The organism is Pandoraea terrae, from assembly GCF_902459695.1.
Classification (GTDB): Bacteria; Pseudomonadota; Gammaproteobacteria; order Burkholderiales; family Burkholderiaceae; genus Pandoraea; species Pandoraea terrae.
The window spans coordinates 209,277-226,588 of the sequence record NZ_CABPRZ010000006.1 but is presented as its reverse complement, the minus strand read 5'-3'; the positions used below and the strand labels follow the sequence as shown (position 1 = coordinate 226,588).

The window sequence follows — 17,312 nt, the reverse complement described above, 5'->3', positions numbered from 1 at the left end:
CAGCCGCTTGGGGCGCGGCCGGCGGGCGCGGCGTGCCGGTGGTACTATCCGGCGATGCAAGCCTTCTACAGTGACCATTTTGTCCTTCCGCTGCCGGCGGGGCATCGCTTCCCGATGCAGAAATACGCGCGCCTGCGGGAAAGGGTGGCGCAAGAGTTGCCGAATGTGCGTTTGACCGAAGCGGCCGCAGCTGACGACGCGACGTTGTTGCGCGTGCATACCGCCGACTATGTCACCCGGGTGAGTGCCGGCGCGCTGGCGCCGGCCGAGGCGCGCAAGATCGGATTCCCGTGGTCGCACCAGATGGTCGAGCGCTCACGCCGCTCCGCCGGGGCGACCCTTGCCGCATGCCGCGCCGCGCTTGCCGACGGCCTGGCAGTCAACTTGGCCGGCGGCACCCATCACGCGTACGCCGATCGGGGGGAAGGCTTTTGTGTCTTCAACGACGCCGCGGTTGCTGCTCGGGCTATGCAGGCGGCGCTGGGGCGGGGCACACGCGTGGCCATCATCGACCTCGACGTGCACCAGGGGAACGGCACGGCATCGATTTTTCGCGGCGATCCGAGCGTATTTACCCTGTCGTTGCATGGAGAACACAATTTTCCGTTCCATAAGGAAACGAGCGACCTCGATGTTGCGCTGCCCGATGGCTGTTCTGACGACGATTACCTTGTCGCCCTTGGCCACGCGCTGACCGATCTATTCGCGCAATTCCGTCCGTCGCTCGTGATTTACCTTGCGGGCGCCGATCCGCTCGCGGGCGACCGGCTCGGTCGGCTCGCGCTCACGCTCGATGGATTGCTTGCGCGTGACCGCCGGGTGCTGACGGCCTGCGCGGAGCGAGGGGTTCCTGTGGCGATCACGATGGCCGGCGGGTACGGCCGCGACATCGACGACACCGTTGCCGGGCATTTCGCTACCGTCCGTCTTGCAAGCCAGTTTCAGCGCCACTTCCAACAACAGTGCCCAACCCCGTGGTCCCATGACACCCGTCTTGTTGGCTGAGCCGCGCCGCGCCTCGCTCTGGAGCGCGGCCATGCCGTGGTTATTCGTCCTTATCTGGAGTACCGGCTTCATCGTGGCCAAATACGGGATGCCGTACGCCGAGCCGCTGACCTTCCTGTCGCTGCGCTTTGCCGGCACGCTCGCGGTCATGCTGCCGATAGCGTGGCTCTCCCGCACCCCATGGCCGCGCCGCGGCGGTACATCCGACTGGCGCCTCTACGGCCACCTTGCGGTCTCCGGGATCCTGATCCAGGCGGCCTATCTTGGCGGCGTTTGGGCGGCCATCAAGCTGGGGGTGCCGGCAGGCGTCGCGGCCCTTGTCGCCGGCCTGCAGCCGCTTCTGACCGCGCTGCTCGCGCGCGTCGTGGGCGAACCGGTGACGCGCCGCCAATGGATCGGGTTGCTGTTGGGCATTGTTGGCGTGGCGCTCGTCGTCGCCAACAAGCTCGGCGTGCGCGGCGTCAGCACCGCGGGCATCGCCTTGTGCGTGTTTTCGCTGCTCGCCATCACGATCGGTACGGTTTATCAGAAGCATTTCTGTCCGCATTTCGACCTGCGGGTCGGCACGACCGTACAGTTCGGCGCGGCGCTTGCCGTGACATTGCCGGTCGCATGGCTGACGGAAACGATGGCCGTGCAATGGCATGCCGCCATGCTGGGCGCACTTGCGTGGTCCGTGCTGGCGTTGTCGATCGGCGCCATTTCGCTGCTGTTCCTGCTGATACGCCACGGCGCGGCGACCAAGGTGTCCAGCCTGATGTACCTCACGCCGCCGACCACCGCCGTAATGGCATGGTTCTTGTTCGGCGAAACGCTTTCCCCGGCCAGCGCCGCAGGCATGGTCGTGGCCGCCTTGGGCGTTGCGCTCGTGATTGCGCGTAAACCCGCCCCCGCAACCCCCACTCGCGTGTCATCCTGATCGGGGGCTCATGCGTTGTGCGTTTGTGAGGGCCTGTTCACGCTAATATCGCGAGCCCGATATTAGCGTGAACAGGCCCTAGGCCCATCTTTCGAGAACGAAAGGGGACTTATCCGGATGGCCGTCCGGCTAATGGAATGCCAAACTTCATAGGCAGGCCGGATAAAAGCATGGCGTGACGCTTTGGCAATTTTTGGAAATTTGTGGCAATTATGTCGTAATGGACTGTTGCGGTGCGCAAAACAACCAGATGCCGGTTTAAGTATTGCAGCTAAGTCATTCATATTGCTTATTTTTTCGGACTTTACTAAACTTCACCCAAACTCGTTGCCCGCCAACCTTACGCTACCCCCAATTTATGTACGCGATCACCACCCTCGCACGACTGTGCCGCACCCGACTCTGGGGCGCGGCCGTAGTGGCGATCTCGCTCGCCGCCGGAACCCCGATGCTTGCGCATGCGGCCGGCAAAGCCAGTGAGTGCTCTCCCAAGGCCGCCAGGACCGCTGCACAGAAACGTGCGTGCGCAAAGGCGCAGCCGGTTGCCAAGCGCGCCGTTGCCACGACGGCTTCGGCACGTGAGACCAAAGGCCTGAATTCGGGCGCGCGCGCCAAAAAGCTCGCCGCCGTCAAGGAAGATGACGACGGCCCTGCGGCCAAGCGCGTCGCCATCAAGCGCGTGATCTATCGTCACGGCAAGAAGCACGTCGTCACGTCTTACCGCAACGTCAATTTCTCGCCGTCCCAGGAGCGGCTGTCGAGCGGCCGTGCCTTCGGCCTGCATGAGTCGCCGGATGCGCTCGCTCTGCGCTCGAGCGTGGCGTATGTCATCGATGAGCAGACGTCCGAAGTGTTGTTCGACAAGAACTCGCAAGCGGTGCTTCCGATTGCATCGATCACGAAGCTGATGACCGCGATGGTCGCGATCGACGCCAACGTGCCGATGACGGACGCGATGCAGGTGACGGACGAAGACCGTGACTACGAGAAGGGCACAGGCTCGCGCCTGTCGGTCGGCTCGACGCTCAGCCGCGAAGACATGCTGCACATCGCGCTGATGTCGTCGGAGAACCGCGCGGCGGCTGCGCTGTCGCGCTATTACCCGGGCGGGCGTCCGGCGTTCATCGAGGCGATGAACCGCAAGGCCAAGGAACTGGGCATGGCGGATACGCGCTTTGCCGATCCGACGGGTCTCACGAGCCAGAACGTATCGAGCGCGCGTGACCTCGTGAAGATGGTCAAGGCTGCCTACCAATACCCGCTGATTCGCCGTTTCTCGACGGACAGCAGCTATGACGTCAACACTGGCCGCCGCGAGCTGCATTACTCGAGCACCAACCATCTGGTGGGGCACAACGGCTGGGATATTGGTCTGCAGAAGACGGGTTACATCTCGGAAGCCGGGCAGTGCCTCGTGATGCAGACGACGATCGATGGTCGTCCGATGATCATGATCCTGCTGGATTCGACCGGCAAGTATTCGCGCTTCGCGGACGCCACGCGCGTTCGCAAGTGGCTCCAGGAAGGCGGTGCCGCACCGGCGCCGCGCACGGCCGGCACTGCGCCGACCGCACAAGTCGCTGCGGGCGGTCAACACGCACTGTAAGCCCGTGTTGCCGTAGCGAAAAGGCGCGCCCCCCCGACCGTCGGGCGCGTCTGCAAGATCAACCCCCATGTGCTGCGGCCATGGGGTTTTTTTATGGGCGGGCGCGAATTCGAAAGCTTCTCGTTCGTATGCCAAATCATTATCGGCCTGGTGCGTGGATGATGTCACTTAACGAGTGTCACGCTGAAGGACACTGGCCGACAATCTTGTCGATCGAACTCCAAAAAGCGCTGCACGATGCCTAAAGCACCGCCCGCCGTGCGACCTAGTATTGGTTGCATGCACTAATGCGGTGCGTAGTGGGGATCGTGCGGCGGACTCTTCAGGAGAATGCGACGAATGTTCTACCGAATCCCCGAAGAATATCGAATGCTGATGTCGATGTATGGGTCCGCAATCGCTCCAACCTCTTGGGAGCGGGGCGCGACGGCGGGCAGGTCGCGTACTGCGGCCAACGTCGCGCCGGTGCGCAGCATTGAGGAAATACGCGCCGATATCGCGGCTCAGTTCGACGCCATCCGAAACGTGGTGGCAACGCATGATGTCGCTGCCGAAAAGTCGGCCACCACGCAGCGCTTGGACGACATGTGTCAGAAGCTCGACAAAGCGATGACGAAGATGGCGGCGGCGTGGGATTTCTCCGTGCGCCGGAAATTTGCGGGCGGGACGCTCATACATCGTCTCGGCAAACAAATGAGCGTGACCGACGAACGCGCGCTCACAAAATCCGCTGTCGCGTTACGCAACACGTTGATTCAGTATGAGTTCGCAATGAAAGCGCTGGGCGAGCGCCTTCAGGCACAACGGGATTTACGCAGCCTGGCGCCGGCGGTCGGCGACGAGGTGAGTCCTGAATGTCAAGGACTTGAAGATGTGATCGAGAAGACGCAAAGCACTGTCGCGCAGTTCATTGCCGAGGCGAAAGATTCCATGCCGTCGGACAAATCGCGTTGGAATACCAAAACGGGCATGTACTTCTCGTTGGGTGCTGCGGGGCTTGCCATCGGTCTGGTCAACATACTGACGGGCGGCATAGTGGGTTTGGCAATCGCGTCTTCGGGCGTGACCTTGATGGGCACGGTCAACACGGTCGCCAATTTGCGGTTCTATCCCCGAGATCCTGGGTGGGACAAACTGGAAAAAGCCATCAATGCTTTCAAGGCGTTTGCTGACGAAATGGAGAGAGATATGTTGACATCGAACGTGGCCAATATGACGGGAAGGCTCGCGAACCTTCAAGGGAACGTGTCAGATGTTCGCAGTGACGTGAAGGGTGTTCGGTCGGAATTGCAATCCGTTCAGAATGTGCAAACGTCGAGCTTGTCAAACATGACGGGAAGGCTCGCGAACCTTCAGGGGAACGTGTCAGATGTTCGCAATGACGTGAAGGGTGTTCGGTCGGAGTTGCAATCCGTTCAGAATGTGCAAACGTCGAGCTTGGGAAGGCTCGCGAACCTTCAAGGGAACGTGTCAGATGTTCGCAATGACGTGAAGGGTGTTCGGTCGGAATTGCAATCCGTTCAGAATATGCAAACGTCGAATTCGGCAAAGCTCGAGAACCTTCAGGGGAACATCTCAGATGTTAGCGGGAACGTCTCGACCATGCAGGACGACTTGCATGAGGTCAAGAGCACTGTTAAGCCACTTCAAAGCGCGGTCGACGACCTGGCGAAAAAGGCAGAGGGTTTTGCGACGATCAGTGATATCGACAGGTTGGAAGCGGCCTTGCGTGAAATGGTCAACGTTCTCAAGCAGCCGTCCGTCAACGTGACGATTCCTGAAAAGTTGCAAAGCCTGCTGGACGAGTCAGGCGGCCGAAGCCCGGGCTCCCTGCCGAGGCAACGGCATTCGACGAGCGGAGACTCGCGGGATCGAGCTTCAGGACCGGACGCGCCCGGTATGACTCGCTCGTTTTCCTGCGGCGGCGTTTTCAGACAGTCAGCGATTATTCACGAGTTTACCGACGGATTGAAGCGCGTTGCTGCGGTACTGCCGTACGGCAGCAACGCGTAACGCGCGCAACCCTTGCTGGCGGCTATTCGCCCACCGCCGCCGCGACCGGTTGTCGCGGCATCGCCTGACCGTCGTCGCGCGGCTTCTGATTGAAGCCGAGCGATGACGAAATCTGCAGTGCCGTTTCGTTGAGGTTCGCAAGCCACGCATCCTGCAACCGATCGGCAGGTGCCGACAGCGACAGGCCGGCCACCAGCTTGCCACTGTCGTCGTAAATCCCTGCGGCGATACACCGCACCCCCAACTCCAACTCCTCGTTATCGCGCGCATAGCCTTGATGGCGCACCGACGTCAGCTCGCGTTCGAGCTTGTGCAGATCGGTGATGCTGTTGCGCGTGTGTCCCGACAACCCGGTTCGCGTCGCGTAGGCGCGCACACGCGTTGCCTCGTCGGCGGCAAGGAACAGCTTGCCGACCGAAGTCAGGTGCAGCGGCGCGTGGCCGCCGATGGCGCGCACCACCTGCATCCCCGAGCGCTCGCTATAGGCCCGCTCGATGTACACAATTTCGTCGCCCTGGCGCACCGACAGGTTCACCGTCTGACCGGTGGCACGGTGCAACCCGCGCATCGGTTGCAGTGCCGCGTCGCGGACCGACAGACGCGCCTTCACCAGATTGCCGAGTTCCAGCAGCCGCATGCCGAGACGATACGTGCCCGGATCGCACCGATCGACGAAGCGGCACGCCACCATGTCGTTCAGGATGCGGTGGGCGGTAGACGGGTGGAGGTCGGTCGCCTGTGCCAACGCTTTCAGGCTGACAGGGTCGGCGTGCGCCGACAGTGCGTCCAGCAGACGCATCATTCGTTCAATGACCTGGATCGAAGTGCGCGATTCTGCGCCCTGGCTTGTGTCGTCTTTCATGGGGATCGGTTCACGCCTCAGGCAAATTATGCATGACGCTATTCTATATCATATGGTGAAAAATGACGAAGCCGAACCTGCCGAAAAAACCTCGAATTCGCATCGGCGCGTCATCGTGACGCCATTTGCGGCGGATTGCTGCATGGCGGCGAAAACATCGGGGCATTCCCGTGCGGCGAGGCGCGGACCCGCGGGAACTGGGCCGAGGCGGACCTGCGCGCATATAATGGCGCATTACTCCCATTAGAGGACACTTCCCCATGCGCGTCGGACTCTTTGTCACGTGTCTGATCGACCTGATGCGTCCGGAAATCGGTTTCTCGACACTCAAGCTGCTGGAATCGGCGGGTTGCGAAGTGATCGTGCCCCACGCGCAGACCTGCTGCGGCCAGCCGGGGTACAACTCGGGCGAGCGCACCATCGCGCGCGATATGGCGCAGAAATTTCTCGACGAATTCGAAGACTTCGACTACGTCGTTGTGCCAAGCGGCTCCTGCGGCGGCATGATCAAGGCGCACTACGGCGACCTGCTGCGTGACGATCCGGAGTTGATGGGCCGCTACGCGCGAATCCAACCCAAGGTATTCGAGCTGACCGATTTTCTCGTCAACGTACTCAAGGTCGAGGGCGTGCCGGGCGCTTACGACGGCGAAGTGACCTATCACGATTCCTGCTCCGGCCTGCGCGAACTGGGCGTTCAGTCCCAGCCGCGTGAATTGCTGGCGAAAATGCCGGGTGTCAAGCTGACCGAGATGAAGGATTGCCAGGCGTGCTGCGGCTTTGGCGGCACCTTTGCGTTGAAGTACGGCAATATCTCCACGGCGATCGTCGACGAAAAATGCGCCAACGTCCACGCCAGCGGTGCGCCGGCCGTCGTGCTGGGCGACCTCGGCTGCATCCTCAACATCGAGGGGCGGCTGCGCCGTACCGGCGATGCCAAGACGCGGGTGCTGCATATTGCACAAGTACTGGCGGGCGATGCCCAGTAGCGCGGTGTCCGGCCGTTCGACCTACCGACTTTGCGCCGCCGCCGGGCAACCGGTGCGCGCCGCGTTTTCCTTGTGAGCCGCGATGCAAGTTCAATCGATGCATTTCAAGGCGCGCGCCGGGCAAAAACTTGCCGACCAGCGCTTGCAGACCAACCTGAAGAAACTGTCGACCAAATTTGTCACCGCGCGTGCGACCGCGATGGAGGAGATCGACTTCGAGGCCACGCGCGCCGCGCTCAAGGCGCGTCGCAACCGGGGTCTGGAGACGCTCGACGTATGGCTCGAACTGTTCGAGCGCGAAGCCGTGCGCCGGGGCGCCACCGTCCTGTTCGCAGAATCGACGCAGGACGCCGCGCGCCTGGTGGCCGAGATCGCGCGCAAGCATGACGTCAAGAAAGTCATCAAATCGAAGTCGATGGTGACCGAGGAACTACAGCTCAATCGTGTCCTCGGCGACATGGGTGTACAGTCGATCGAGACCGATCTGGGCGAGTACATCCTTCAGATCAACGACAACGAACCGCCGTCCCACATCATTGCGCCGGTCGTTCACAAGGACAAGGAAGAAGTCGCCGACCTCTTTGCGCGCGTGCATCACAAACCGCGTCAGACAGAGATCCCTGCGATGACGCGCGAGGCGCGCGAGATGTTGCGCCCCCAATTCCTGTCTGCCGACATGGGTGTCACGGGCGGCAACTTCATCATTGCGGAAACGGGTTCCGTGGCGGTGGTCACGAACGAGGGCAACGAGGGCATGTGCACGATCATGCCGCGCGTGCACGTGGCCGTGACCGGCATTGAAAAAGTGCTGCCGACGCTGGAAGACCTTGCGACCGCCATGCGTTTGCTGCCGCGCTCGGCGACGGGGCAGGGCACATCGAACTACTTCTCGCTCCTGACCGGCACGCGCGCCGAGGGCGAGCTCGACGGGCCGGAACACATGTACTTCGTGCTTGTTGATGGCGGGCGCACCGGCTTGATTGGCGGCGCGTTCCAGGACATGTTGCGTTGCATCCGCTGTGGCGCCTGCATGAACCATTGCCCTGTCTACCAGAAGATCGGCGGCCACGCGTACGGCTGGGTATATCCCGGCCCGATGGGTTCCGTACTGACGCCGAGTTACGTTGGCATCGAAAAGACCCTGGATCTTCCGCAGGCGGCCACGTTGTGTGGCGAATGCAACCGCGTGTGTCCGGTGGGCATACCGATTTCGGATTTGCTGCGCAAACTGCGGGAGCGCCAGGTTGAGCGTGGATTGCGTCCGTGGCAGGAGCGTTTCGGCTTGGCAGCGTGGGGTTTTGCCGTGCGCCGGCCGGCCTTGTATGCGACGTTGACATCGCTTGGCGGGCGCATCTTGTCGTGGATGGGGCGTGAGCGCGGTTCGATCAGCAAACTGCCGGGCGGTGGAGGATGGACGGACACCCGCGAGATGCCGGCCCCGAGCGGCAGGACCTTCCGCGCGATGTACAAGGCGCAGCGCGGAAAATCAGGCGAGTAGGTCCGTTGTCGGCCCCGGGCGTTGGACAGGACGGAGGCCGGACAACCTGCGCCAGTACAACGCGACGGTTTAAAGCAACTCAATGCTTTGCCGGCAACGCCAACCGCTGCTCGACATGGCGTTGCAGTGCAGACAGCACCGTACTCAACACCCAGTAAATCGCCGCAGCCGCCAAATAAAGCGGCAGTGGTTGATAAGTCGAAGCAATCACTTCCTGCGCGGACCGCAGCAACTCCGTCACCGTGATCACCGAAACGAGCGACGTATCCTTGATCAGGCTGATGAGGCTATTGCCGAGACTGGGCACGGCCATGCGCAGCGCTTGCGGGCCGATCACATAGCGCAGCGTCTGCCGGTGCGTGAGCCCGAGGCTGTAGGCAGCGAGCCATTGCCCGCGCGGCATGCCGAGCAGAGCGCCGCGCATGCTTTCCGAAAGATAGGCGCCGACGTTCAGGCTTAGCGTGAGGACCCCGGCGGGTGTCGGCTCGAGCGAAAGCCCCATGCCGGGTAGCCCATAGTAGACCACGAAAATCTGCACCAGCAGGGGCGTACCGCGCATGATGCTGACATAGGCGCGCGCGATGCCGCGAAACACCGCGATCTTGCCGATGCCCATCAGCGCGATGACGATGCCCAACGCGAGGCCGAACACCATCGACAACAGGGCGAACTTGATCGTCAGGACGGTGCCCTGCAGCAGAATCGGCAACGATTGGGCGGCGAGTTCAAAAGGATCCATAGGGGGCGGGGAAAATCGGTCGTGTTCAAGACCAACGCGCCGCACCGGACGAACCGGTGCGGCGCGTGGATTCGGCTTGTATCGATGCCGTCACGAGCGCGGGCGACACGAAAGACCGCGCGCGTTTCGTGCGGAGAATTACTTTGCCGCCAGCGGCTTCGACGTATCCTCGCCGAACCATTGCTGCGACAGTTTCGTCAGCGTGCCGTCTTGCTTCATCGACGTCAACGCATCGTCGATCGCCTTCGCGAACTTGGGGTTGTTCTTACGGAACGGGATGCCGACCGACTCGTTTGCGCCGGGCAGTACTGCACCGCCGCGCAGCGGCAGGTTCGACGTCTTGATCAGATACGCCAGCATCAGACGATCGTTGAGCGCCGCGTCGAGGCGATTCGACGCCAGGTCGCGCAAATATTCCGGCGCCCCGGGATACGTCTTCACATCGATGCCGGGGACCGACTTCGCGAGGTCGTTGTAATTGCTACCCAGGCTCACGCCCAGCTTCTTGCCCTTCAAATCGTCGAGCGACTTGAACTGGCGCGTATCGTCCTTGCGCTGAATCAATTGCGCCGCCGAGTAGACATACGGCTGACTGAAGTCGAACGACTGGCGGCGCTTCTCGTTGATCGCGACCTGATTGACGATCACGTCGAACTTGCCCGCTTGCAGGCCGCCGATGATGCCGCTCCACTCCGTCGTCACGAACTCGGCCTTCACGCCGAGCTTGGCCGCCACCGCCTTGGCCACTTCGACGTCGAAGCCTTCGAGCTCATTGCCCGCGCCGCGATAATTGAACGGAGGGTAGGTACCCTCGATACCGACCTTCAGGACACCGCGAGACTTTACTGTGTCGAGCAGATCCTCGGCATGGGCGCTGACGGACATCAGCGCAGCGGCGGCGAGCGGTACGAGGCAAAGTGTCTTGAGCCACGATTTCATGGCGGATCTCCTTCTGACATCGCCCGGACATGCCGGGCGTTGGGGAAAAAACGTCGGTGGGGCGCGAACGCCATCATCTCACGCCGTTCGCTTCAGCGCAGCGCTTCCACGCATTCTCGCACCAGCGCCGGACCGCGGTAAATCAGACCGCTGTACACCTGCACGAGACTCGCGCCCGCATCGAGCTTCGCACGCGCGTGGGCGCCGGACAGAATGCCGCCCACGCCGATGATCGGAATCGAGTCGCCAAGCTCCGCGCGCAACGCACGGATCACCCGGTTCGACGCCTCGAAGACCGGGCGTCCCGACAGCCCGCCCGTTTCGTTCGCGTGCGGCAGGCCGGCGACCGCCTCGCGCGAGATCGTCGTATTCGTGGCGATCACCCCGTCGAAACCGTGACGCGTGAGCGCGTCGGCGATGACCTTGATCTGATCGTCTTCCAGATCGGGCGCGATCTTCAGCGCGATCGGCACATAGCGGCCATGCTGGTCCGCGAGCGCGCGTTGCTTGTCCTTGAGCGGCGCGAGCAGCGCATCGAGTTCGCTGGCGCCTTGCAACTGGCGCAGATTCTTCGTATTCGGCGACGAGATATTGACCGTGACGTAGCTCGCAAACGGATACACCTTTTCGAGGCAAATCAGATAGTCGTCGACCGCGCGCTCGATCGGCGTGTCCGCGTTCTTGCCGATGTTGAGCCCCAGCGGGCCTTTCCAGCGCGCCGACTGAACATTCTGCAGGAACTGCTCGACCCCGCCGTTGTTGAAGCCCATGCGGTTGATGATGCCTTCGGCCTGCGGCACGCGGAAAATGCGCGGCTTTGGGTTGCCCGGCTGCGGACGCGGCGTGACCGTGCCGACTTCCACGAAACCGAACCCGAGCGCGGCCAGCCCGTCGATGCAACTGCCGTCCTTGTCCAGGCCGGCGCCAAGGCCGACCGGATTCGGGAACGTGATGCCCATGACCGTGCGCGGGCTGTCGGGCAAGCGTTGGCCCATGAGTCCGGCCAGGCCGAGCGAAGCGGCGCTGCGCAGGGCGGCGAGCGTCAAGTGGTGGGCCTGTTCGGCGTCGAGGCAGAACAGGGCGCGGCGGGCCAAGGGATAGAGCGGCGCTAGCACGATGAGGGGTACCGTCGAATCGGAAAAGCCGACATTTTACCGGCTGCGCGCCGGAATGCGGTTCAATCGCAGCGCAATGGCCGATCCATCCACGCGCCGGCGGCGGATCGCACCCCTGTCAAACCGTTGCCGCCGACTGCAGCATCTCCTGCGGCATCTCCTGCCAGCGGCCGTCCAGCAGGCCTTCGAGCGGATGGAACTTGGCTTTGTAGACCATCTTGCGGCTCGCAGCAATCCAGTAGCCGAGGTAGACGTTCGGCAAACCCAGCGCGCGCGCCTGCTCGATCTGCCAGAGAATGTTGTAGGTGCCGTAGCTTGCGCCCAGGGCATCCGGGTCGAAGAACGTGTACACGGACGACAGGCCGTCGCTCAGGATGTCGACCATGCTGATCATGCGCAGTGTGCCCGCGCCGGGGCGGCCGGCGGGCTCACGAAACTCGACCAGCCGAGAGTTTACACGGCTTTGCAGCAGGAACTGCTCGTATTGCTCGCGGCTGTCGTGGTCCATGCCGCCGCCGGCGTGCCGGCGCGACTGGTAGCGCATGTAAAGCTGATAGTGCTCTTCGGCGTAATGCAGTCCCGACACATTCACGTTGAGCGTGGCATGCCGGCGCCAGACGCGGCGTTGCGCGCGATTCGGCACGAAACGCGCGACGGGCACGCGCACCGGCACGCAGGCGCGGCAGCCATCGCAATACGGACGATAGGTGAACACGCCGCTGCGCCGGAATCCTGCGCGCACGAGTTCGCTGTAAACGTCCGAGTTGATCAGGTGACTGGGGGTTGCGACTTGCGAGCGCGCCGTGTGATTGTCGAGATAGCTGCAGGGATACGGCGCAGTCGCGTAGAACTGCAGGGCAGAAAGCGGAGAGAGCGGCAGTTCGTTCGGGTGCGTCACTGCGGAACCTTTTGAACCTTGTCTGCGGCGTTGCCTTGGAGCAGGGCGGTCAGGATCCCCTTGTCGAGGCGCCAGACCGGCGGGGCTGCGTCGACCGCCTGCCGGACGTGGGCCAGGAAGGCGCGCCGCGAGATTTCGCGGCCGCCCAGCGACGCCAGATGGGCGGTGCTTTGCTGGCAGTCTATCATTTCTATGCCGTGTGTGCGTGCGAACGCGACCAATGCCGCGAGCGCGATTTTCGACGCGTCGGTGCGGTGTGCAAACATCGATTCGCCGTAGAACATGCGCCCGAGCGACACGCCGTAAAGTCCGCCGACACGCACCCCGTCGTACCACGTTTCAATGCTGTGGGCGAGGCCGGCCCGATGCAGGCCGCTGTAAGCCTCGACGATCGCGGGCGTGATCCACGTGCCTTGCTGGCCCGGACGCGGCGCGCTAGCGCAGGCGTGCATGACGGCGGCAAAATTGTCGTCGAGACGGATCTCCCATTCAGGTTCACGCACTACGCGGCGCAGCAATTTGCGAAAATTCTGAGAAATCTTGAAGTCAGCAGGACCCAGGACCATGCGCGGGTCGGGACTCCACCAGAGGACTGGCTGGCCTTCGGAATACCACGGAAAGATGCCGTGCTCATAGGCATCGCGCAGACGGCGGGATGACAGATCGACGCCGGCGGCGAGCAGGCCGGGGGCATCGCTACGCGCGCCGAGCGCTGCTTCGACGGGGGGGAAGGGATCGTTGGCTTCCAGCCAGGCAACCATGGCGTCGGCGCGGCATGCCCGCGCGTCAGACGCGCAGCATGGGTTGCAGGATGTCGAAGGTGTGCAGGCCGAATTTCCCGGCGTCGCGATCGGCGAAGAAGAAGCGCAGCGTTTGCGCGACGGTCGGGAAAGCGATCTCGTCCCACGGAATTTCGTGTTCCGAGAACAGGCGCACTTCAAGGCTTTCCTCCCCGGCGGCGAAACGGGGCTCGCGCATGGTGGCCAGGTAGAAGATATGCACCTGATTGACGTGCGGCACGTTCAGCAACGAGAACAACGGGCCCACTTCGACGTCGGCCCCGGACTCTTCCAACGTTTCGCGCGCGGCCGCTTGCGCGGTCGTTTCGCCGATTTCCATGAATCCTGCGGGCAGCGTCCAGTAGCCGAGCCGTGGTTCGATGGCGCGCTTGCAGAGCAGCACCTGATCGCCCCAGACGGGCACCGTGCCGAGCACGTTGCGCGGATTCTGGTAGTGAATGGTGCCGCAATTCGGGCAGACGTGGCGCTCCCGGTTGTCGCCGTCGGGAATGCGCAACTCGACCGTATGGCCGCAGGCGGAGCAGAATTGGATGGGAGGGCGTCGGTTCATGTTGCTGGGAGTGTATCACTGGCCGAACGCGATGTGCGCAAGCCCCGTGGGATGAGGGAATGCGCGGGGCGTGTGTGATTTTCCGACGGCCCGTAACAATAATCAGGCACGGTTGTTGCAACGCAACCTGGATTGCGCTATACTTGAATTCTTCAGACGCGGGGTGGAGCAGTCTGGCAGCTCGTCGGGCTCATAACCCGAAGGTCACAGGTTCAAATCCTGTCCCCGCAACCAAGTTTCATCAGAAGCGCCGTCAAGAATTCGTTCTGACGGCGTTTTTGTTTTTGGTCGCCGCTTTTGGCGTCGTTCGGGTGTGCCGTTTTCGAGCACCTCACGTGCCCTTGACGTGCAGGGCATGCCGTTACAGGTGCGGCGCCGGCGAATCCCCGGGATTCGTCACCCTGGGTAGGGAAGGGTCCCGATAAAACGGGGCGCGTCGCGGAACCATTCGCCCAGGACATCATCTGCCGGATTCGCCAGCGGTGTCTCGATGCGCAGCAGCGAGGCCAATGTCCCTTCCAGGCGCGAGGTGCTGTACGCGCGTGATTCAACCATATTCGCCTTTCGGGACTCGCTTCGCGGCCAGACGATCATGGGTACGGCATGTCCTGCGATGTGGCCGGGGGCGTGTCCGGCAAAATTGCGTGTATGTCCAACTTCCTGTCCGTGATCCGCCGTGTAAAGCAGTGCGGCCTCGCCTGCGGGCAGTTGCCGCAGACGGTCGATGATGTCGCCGAGTTGTGCATCGTGATAGCGCATGGCTCGATCGTAGTGCTTGCGTGCGTTGCGAATCCATGGCCAGCGGTTTTTGCTGATCAGCTGGGCGTCAATCGGGTCGTCGTCTTGAAAGAACGCCCATGTCGCCGGATAGCGCAGGTCGTAATGCGGGTGTGCGCCGAGCATATGGACGACGATGAATTTGTGCGGCGCCGGATCGGATAATGCGGCGCTCACTAATGGCTGCAGCGCTTCGTCGAGGCTGCGCCCGCGTCGTCCGTCGTCGTTTGAATTCGTTTGTGCCCGGAAATCAGCTTCACTCGCAAAACGCCCCCACAAATATCGATCCACCTGATTGGTCAGCCAGTACGTCTTGTATCCGGCAAGTCGGGCCAGCGCGGTCACGCCGGGCCCTCGCATTTCATCGGTGCCGAGGGTCAGCATCGAGCGAATCGACGCTACCGTCGTGCCTTCCGAGGAGACAACATCGTTCATCACAAGCAACTCGTCGCGCAACGCCGAGAGCCGCGGCGATGTCTCGCGTAAGTAGCCATGGATCTGCCAATTCGTCCGGTTGATGCTCTCGCCCAGTACCAACACGACGGTGCGCCGGGACGGACCGACATACTTGACAGGTTGTGCAGCGAGCCAAATCGCCGCATCGTTTCGTTGCTTTGTCAGCTTGGCAATGTCGTCGCGAAATGCCGCGTTGCGGGTGTAGATTTTTGTCCAGCCGAATATCGGGTTCTTCTCGCGCGCGGTGGGATTGAGGTGGAGCATCCCGAAAATGGTGATCAGCACACATGCTTCAAGCCGCCAGCCTTCAGCGCGTGGTTGGCCAAGTCGCCAGAGCGCGGTGTAAAACAGTGCAAACCAAACGCAGAAGAGAACGCTCCATAGCAGCGACAGGGATGCAAGAAACTCCTTGGTTTCGTGCCAATGGGTATTTCCAAGGGCCGTGAGTACGGTGGGAGATTCGAGGGAGAGCCCATAGGCGGCCTGCAAACTTCCTGTCAGGCCCACGTCGACGGTCAGCAGGCAGTACCAGCAGAGCGCCAGCGATTTTGTCCATCGCCGTTTCGGCATCTGACGGGTCATCGCAAGCGACAGTGCAAGGACAGCGAGTATCTTGACGGTCTCTCGCCACTCGAGCCCGGCGCTGCCGAGCAGCGCGCCGCAGCCCGTCAGCAGCGCAATCACGCCCGGCCATTCGGCATACTTTCGCCAATACGATTCAAGGGTTATCGGATGGTCGACGCAGGGGGGTGTGGTCTTGTGCATTGCAACCTGTGGAAGGCATCAGAGAGATGCCCTTCGAGCGGGACGGCGTGATCGTTGTTCCACCCACGGGGATGTCCTTGTTGCATTTGGGATGGATCCTTGTGGGGCGGTAGGGCGATTTCCCGATCTCCGAGGGCTGGGCGTGGGCCGTGCGCCTGAAGGTTTTGAGCGCAAAATGGTAGAATGATCGTTTAGATCTGGCATTGACTGCCGGCGTTGCGGGGTATCCGTCACGGTCGGCGAATTCGCATGGCAAAATCCCCGAAGCCGAGCCGCCGCGTAAGCGTGGCCCCGATGATGGATTGGACCGACCGGCATTGCCGGTACTTCCACCGTCTGATTTCCTCGCATACCTGGCTCTATACCGAGATGGTCACGACTGGCGCGTTGCTGAATGGCGACGTGCCGCGTCATCTCGACTTCGACGGCTTCGAGCATCCCGTCGCGCTTCAACTCGGCGGCAGTGAGCCACAGGATCTCGCGCAAGCCGCGCGCTTGGGCGAGCAGTGGGGCTACGACGAGATTAATCTCAATTGCGGCTGTCCTTCCGAACGCGTGCAGCGCGGTGCGTTCGGTGCTTGCCTCATGGCCGAACCGGCGCTTGTCGCCGACGGCGTCAAGGCCATGCGAGATGCGGTCGACGTCCCCGTCACCGTCAAGCATCGTATCGGCATCGACGACGTCGAGTCATTCGCGTTCGTCGAGGACTTTGTCGGCAAGGTCGCGGACGCGGGATGCGCGACCTTCATCGTTCACGCGCGCAACGCGATTCTCAAAGGGTTGAGCCCGAAGCAGAATCGCGAAATTCCGCCGCTGAGATACGAATATGCCTATCGGCTCAAGCAATCGTTCCCGCACCTCGAGATCATCGTGAATGGCGGCGTGACCACGCTTGATCAGATCGAGGCGCATCTTCAGCATCTGGACGGCGTGATGCTCGGTCGTGAGGCCTATCACAACCCCTACGTGCTGGCCGGCGTCGACGCGCGTTTCTACACGGCGGATGCGCCCGTGAAGTCACGCATCGAGATCGAAGACGGTCTTATCGAATATGCGGCACGCCAGGTGGAAGGCGGCCAGTATCTCGGCGCGATCACGCGGCATGCGCTGGGACTCTATCGCGGGGTACCGGGCGCGCGCGGCTGGCGTCGCGTGCTGTCCGAGCCGAAGCGCTTGAAATCCGGTGTCGGCGCGTTCGAGGAGGCCCGCAGCCAGCTGCGCGCGGCCGCATTCGCCGAGGCGAACCTGGAGCACGCGGGGGATGCAGGCGCCGAGACGCCGCTCGCGGCCGCGTGAGCGCTGCAAAAAATTTGCGGCAAGTTGAAAATTCCGCTTGGCAAACCGATAAAGACACTTATATAATTTCGCTTCTGTTCAGCAA

Annotated in this window: 15 protein-coding genes and 1 tRNA gene; 8 read left to right on the top strand and 8 right to left on the bottom strand. The window is 62.3% G+C overall.

The window, feature by feature from the left end:
* The first annotated feature begins 54 nt into the window (after positions 1-54).
* The 4 genes from PTE30175_RS09495 (at position 55) to PTE30175_RS09480 (ending at position 5,543) form a co-directional block, all read left to right on the top strand.
* The gene (locus PTE30175_RS09495; protein WP_150696811.1) at positions 55-1,005 is read left to right on the top strand and encodes a histone deacetylase family protein; all 951 of its coding nucleotides are present in this window, start codon (positions 55-57) and stop codon (positions 1,003-1,005) included.
* 31 nt (positions 1,006-1,036) lie between these two features.
* Positions 1,037-1,924, top strand: coding sequence for a DMT family transporter (locus PTE30175_RS09490; RefSeq protein ID WP_224788672.1), 888 nt, complete (start codon positions 1,037-1,039; stop codon positions 1,922-1,924).
* 358 nt (positions 1,925-2,282) lie between these two features.
* Positions 2,283-3,530, top strand: a complete 1,248-nt coding sequence (gene pbpG / locus PTE30175_RS09485; RefSeq protein WP_150696809.1) for a D-alanyl-D-alanine endopeptidase — start codon at positions 2,283-2,285, stop codon at positions 3,528-3,530.
* Between the two features lie 339 nt (positions 3,531-3,869).
* Positions 3,870-5,543 (top strand): hypothetical protein, encoded by a 1,674-nt coding sequence (locus tag PTE30175_RS09480; RefSeq protein WP_150696808.1) that lies wholly within the window; start codon positions 3,870-3,872, stop codon positions 5,541-5,543.
* 22 nt (positions 5,544-5,565) lie between these two features.
* Here the strand turns inward: PTE30175_RS09480 and PTE30175_RS09475 are convergent, their stop codons facing one another.
* On the bottom strand, positions 5,566-6,405 hold the full coding sequence (locus PTE30175_RS09475) for an IclR family transcriptional regulator (protein WP_224788671.1): 840 nt from the start codon (positions 6,403-6,405) through the stop codon (positions 5,566-5,568).
* A gap of 260 nt (positions 6,406-6,665) precedes the next feature.
* Here PTE30175_RS09475 and PTE30175_RS09470 point away from each other — a divergent pair, with 260 nt between their 5' ends.
* Entirely contained in the window at positions 6,666-7,394 is a 729-nt protein-coding gene (locus tag PTE30175_RS09470) for a (Fe-S)-binding protein (protein ID WP_150696807.1), read from the top strand.
* An 82-nt stretch (positions 7,395-7,476) separates the two neighbouring features.
* The gene (locus PTE30175_RS09465) at positions 7,477-8,892 is read left to right on the top strand and encodes a lactate utilization protein B (protein WP_150696806.1); all 1,416 of its coding nucleotides are present in this window, start codon (positions 7,477-7,479) and stop codon (positions 8,890-8,892) included.
* A gap of 79 nt (positions 8,893-8,971) precedes the next feature.
* Here PTE30175_RS09465 and PTE30175_RS09460 read toward each other — a convergent pair whose 3' ends face one another.
* From PTE30175_RS09460 to PTE30175_RS09435, 6 genes are all read right to left on the bottom strand, one after another.
* Positions 8,972-9,631 carry an amino acid ABC transporter permease gene (locus PTE30175_RS09460; RefSeq protein ID WP_150696805.1) on the bottom strand — a complete coding sequence of 220 codons (660 nt, stop codon included), beginning with the start codon at positions 9,629-9,631 and terminating at the stop codon, positions 8,972-8,974.
* 138 nt (positions 9,632-9,769) lie between these two features.
* Positions 9,770-10,570, bottom strand: coding sequence for a cystine ABC transporter substrate-binding protein (locus PTE30175_RS09455; RefSeq protein WP_150696804.1), 801 nt, complete (start codon positions 10,568-10,570; stop codon positions 9,770-9,772).
* A gap of 92 nt (positions 10,571-10,662) precedes the next feature.
* Positions 10,663-11,685 (bottom strand): quinone-dependent dihydroorotate dehydrogenase, encoded by a 1,023-nt coding sequence (locus PTE30175_RS09450; RefSeq protein ID WP_150696803.1) that lies wholly within the window; start codon positions 11,683-11,685, stop codon positions 10,663-10,665.
* Between the two features lie 118 nt (positions 11,686-11,803).
* Positions 11,804-12,583, bottom strand: a complete 780-nt coding sequence (locus PTE30175_RS09445; RefSeq protein WP_150696802.1) for an arginyltransferase — start codon at positions 12,581-12,583, stop codon at positions 11,804-11,806.
* Positions 12,580-13,344 (bottom strand): leucyl/phenylalanyl-tRNA--protein transferase, encoded by a 765-nt coding sequence (gene aat / locus PTE30175_RS09440; protein WP_150696801.1) that lies wholly within the window; start codon positions 13,342-13,344, stop codon positions 12,580-12,582. The genes PTE30175_RS09445 and aat overlap by 4 nt, the downstream gene beginning before the upstream one ends.
* 25 nt (positions 13,345-13,369) lie before the next feature.
* Positions 13,370-13,915, bottom strand: a complete 546-nt coding sequence (locus PTE30175_RS09435) for an NUDIX hydrolase (RefSeq protein ID WP_150696870.1) — start codon at positions 13,913-13,915, stop codon at positions 13,370-13,372.
* 175 nt (positions 13,916-14,090) lie between these two features.
* Between PTE30175_RS09435 and PTE30175_RS09430 the strand changes: the two genes are divergently transcribed.
* Positions 14,091-14,167 (top strand) — tRNA-Met (locus PTE30175_RS09430).
* A 162-nt stretch (positions 14,168-14,329) separates the two neighbouring features.
* On the opposite strand, the gene PTE30175_RS09425 is transcribed toward PTE30175_RS09430, so the two are convergent.
* On the bottom strand, positions 14,330-15,673 hold the full coding sequence (locus tag PTE30175_RS09425; protein ID WP_191628956.1) for a phosphoethanolamine transferase: 1,344 nt from the start codon (positions 15,671-15,673) through the stop codon (positions 14,330-14,332).
* Between the two features lie 507 nt (positions 15,674-16,180).
* On the opposite strand from PTE30175_RS09425, the gene dusA reads away from it, so the two are divergent.
* A complete protein-coding gene (gene dusA / locus PTE30175_RS09420) occupies positions 16,181-17,227 on the top strand; it encodes a tRNA dihydrouridine(20/20a) synthase DusA (RefSeq protein WP_150696799.1) in 1,047 nt (348 codons plus the stop codon).
* The last annotated feature ends 85 nt before the right edge of the window (positions 17,228-17,312 follow it).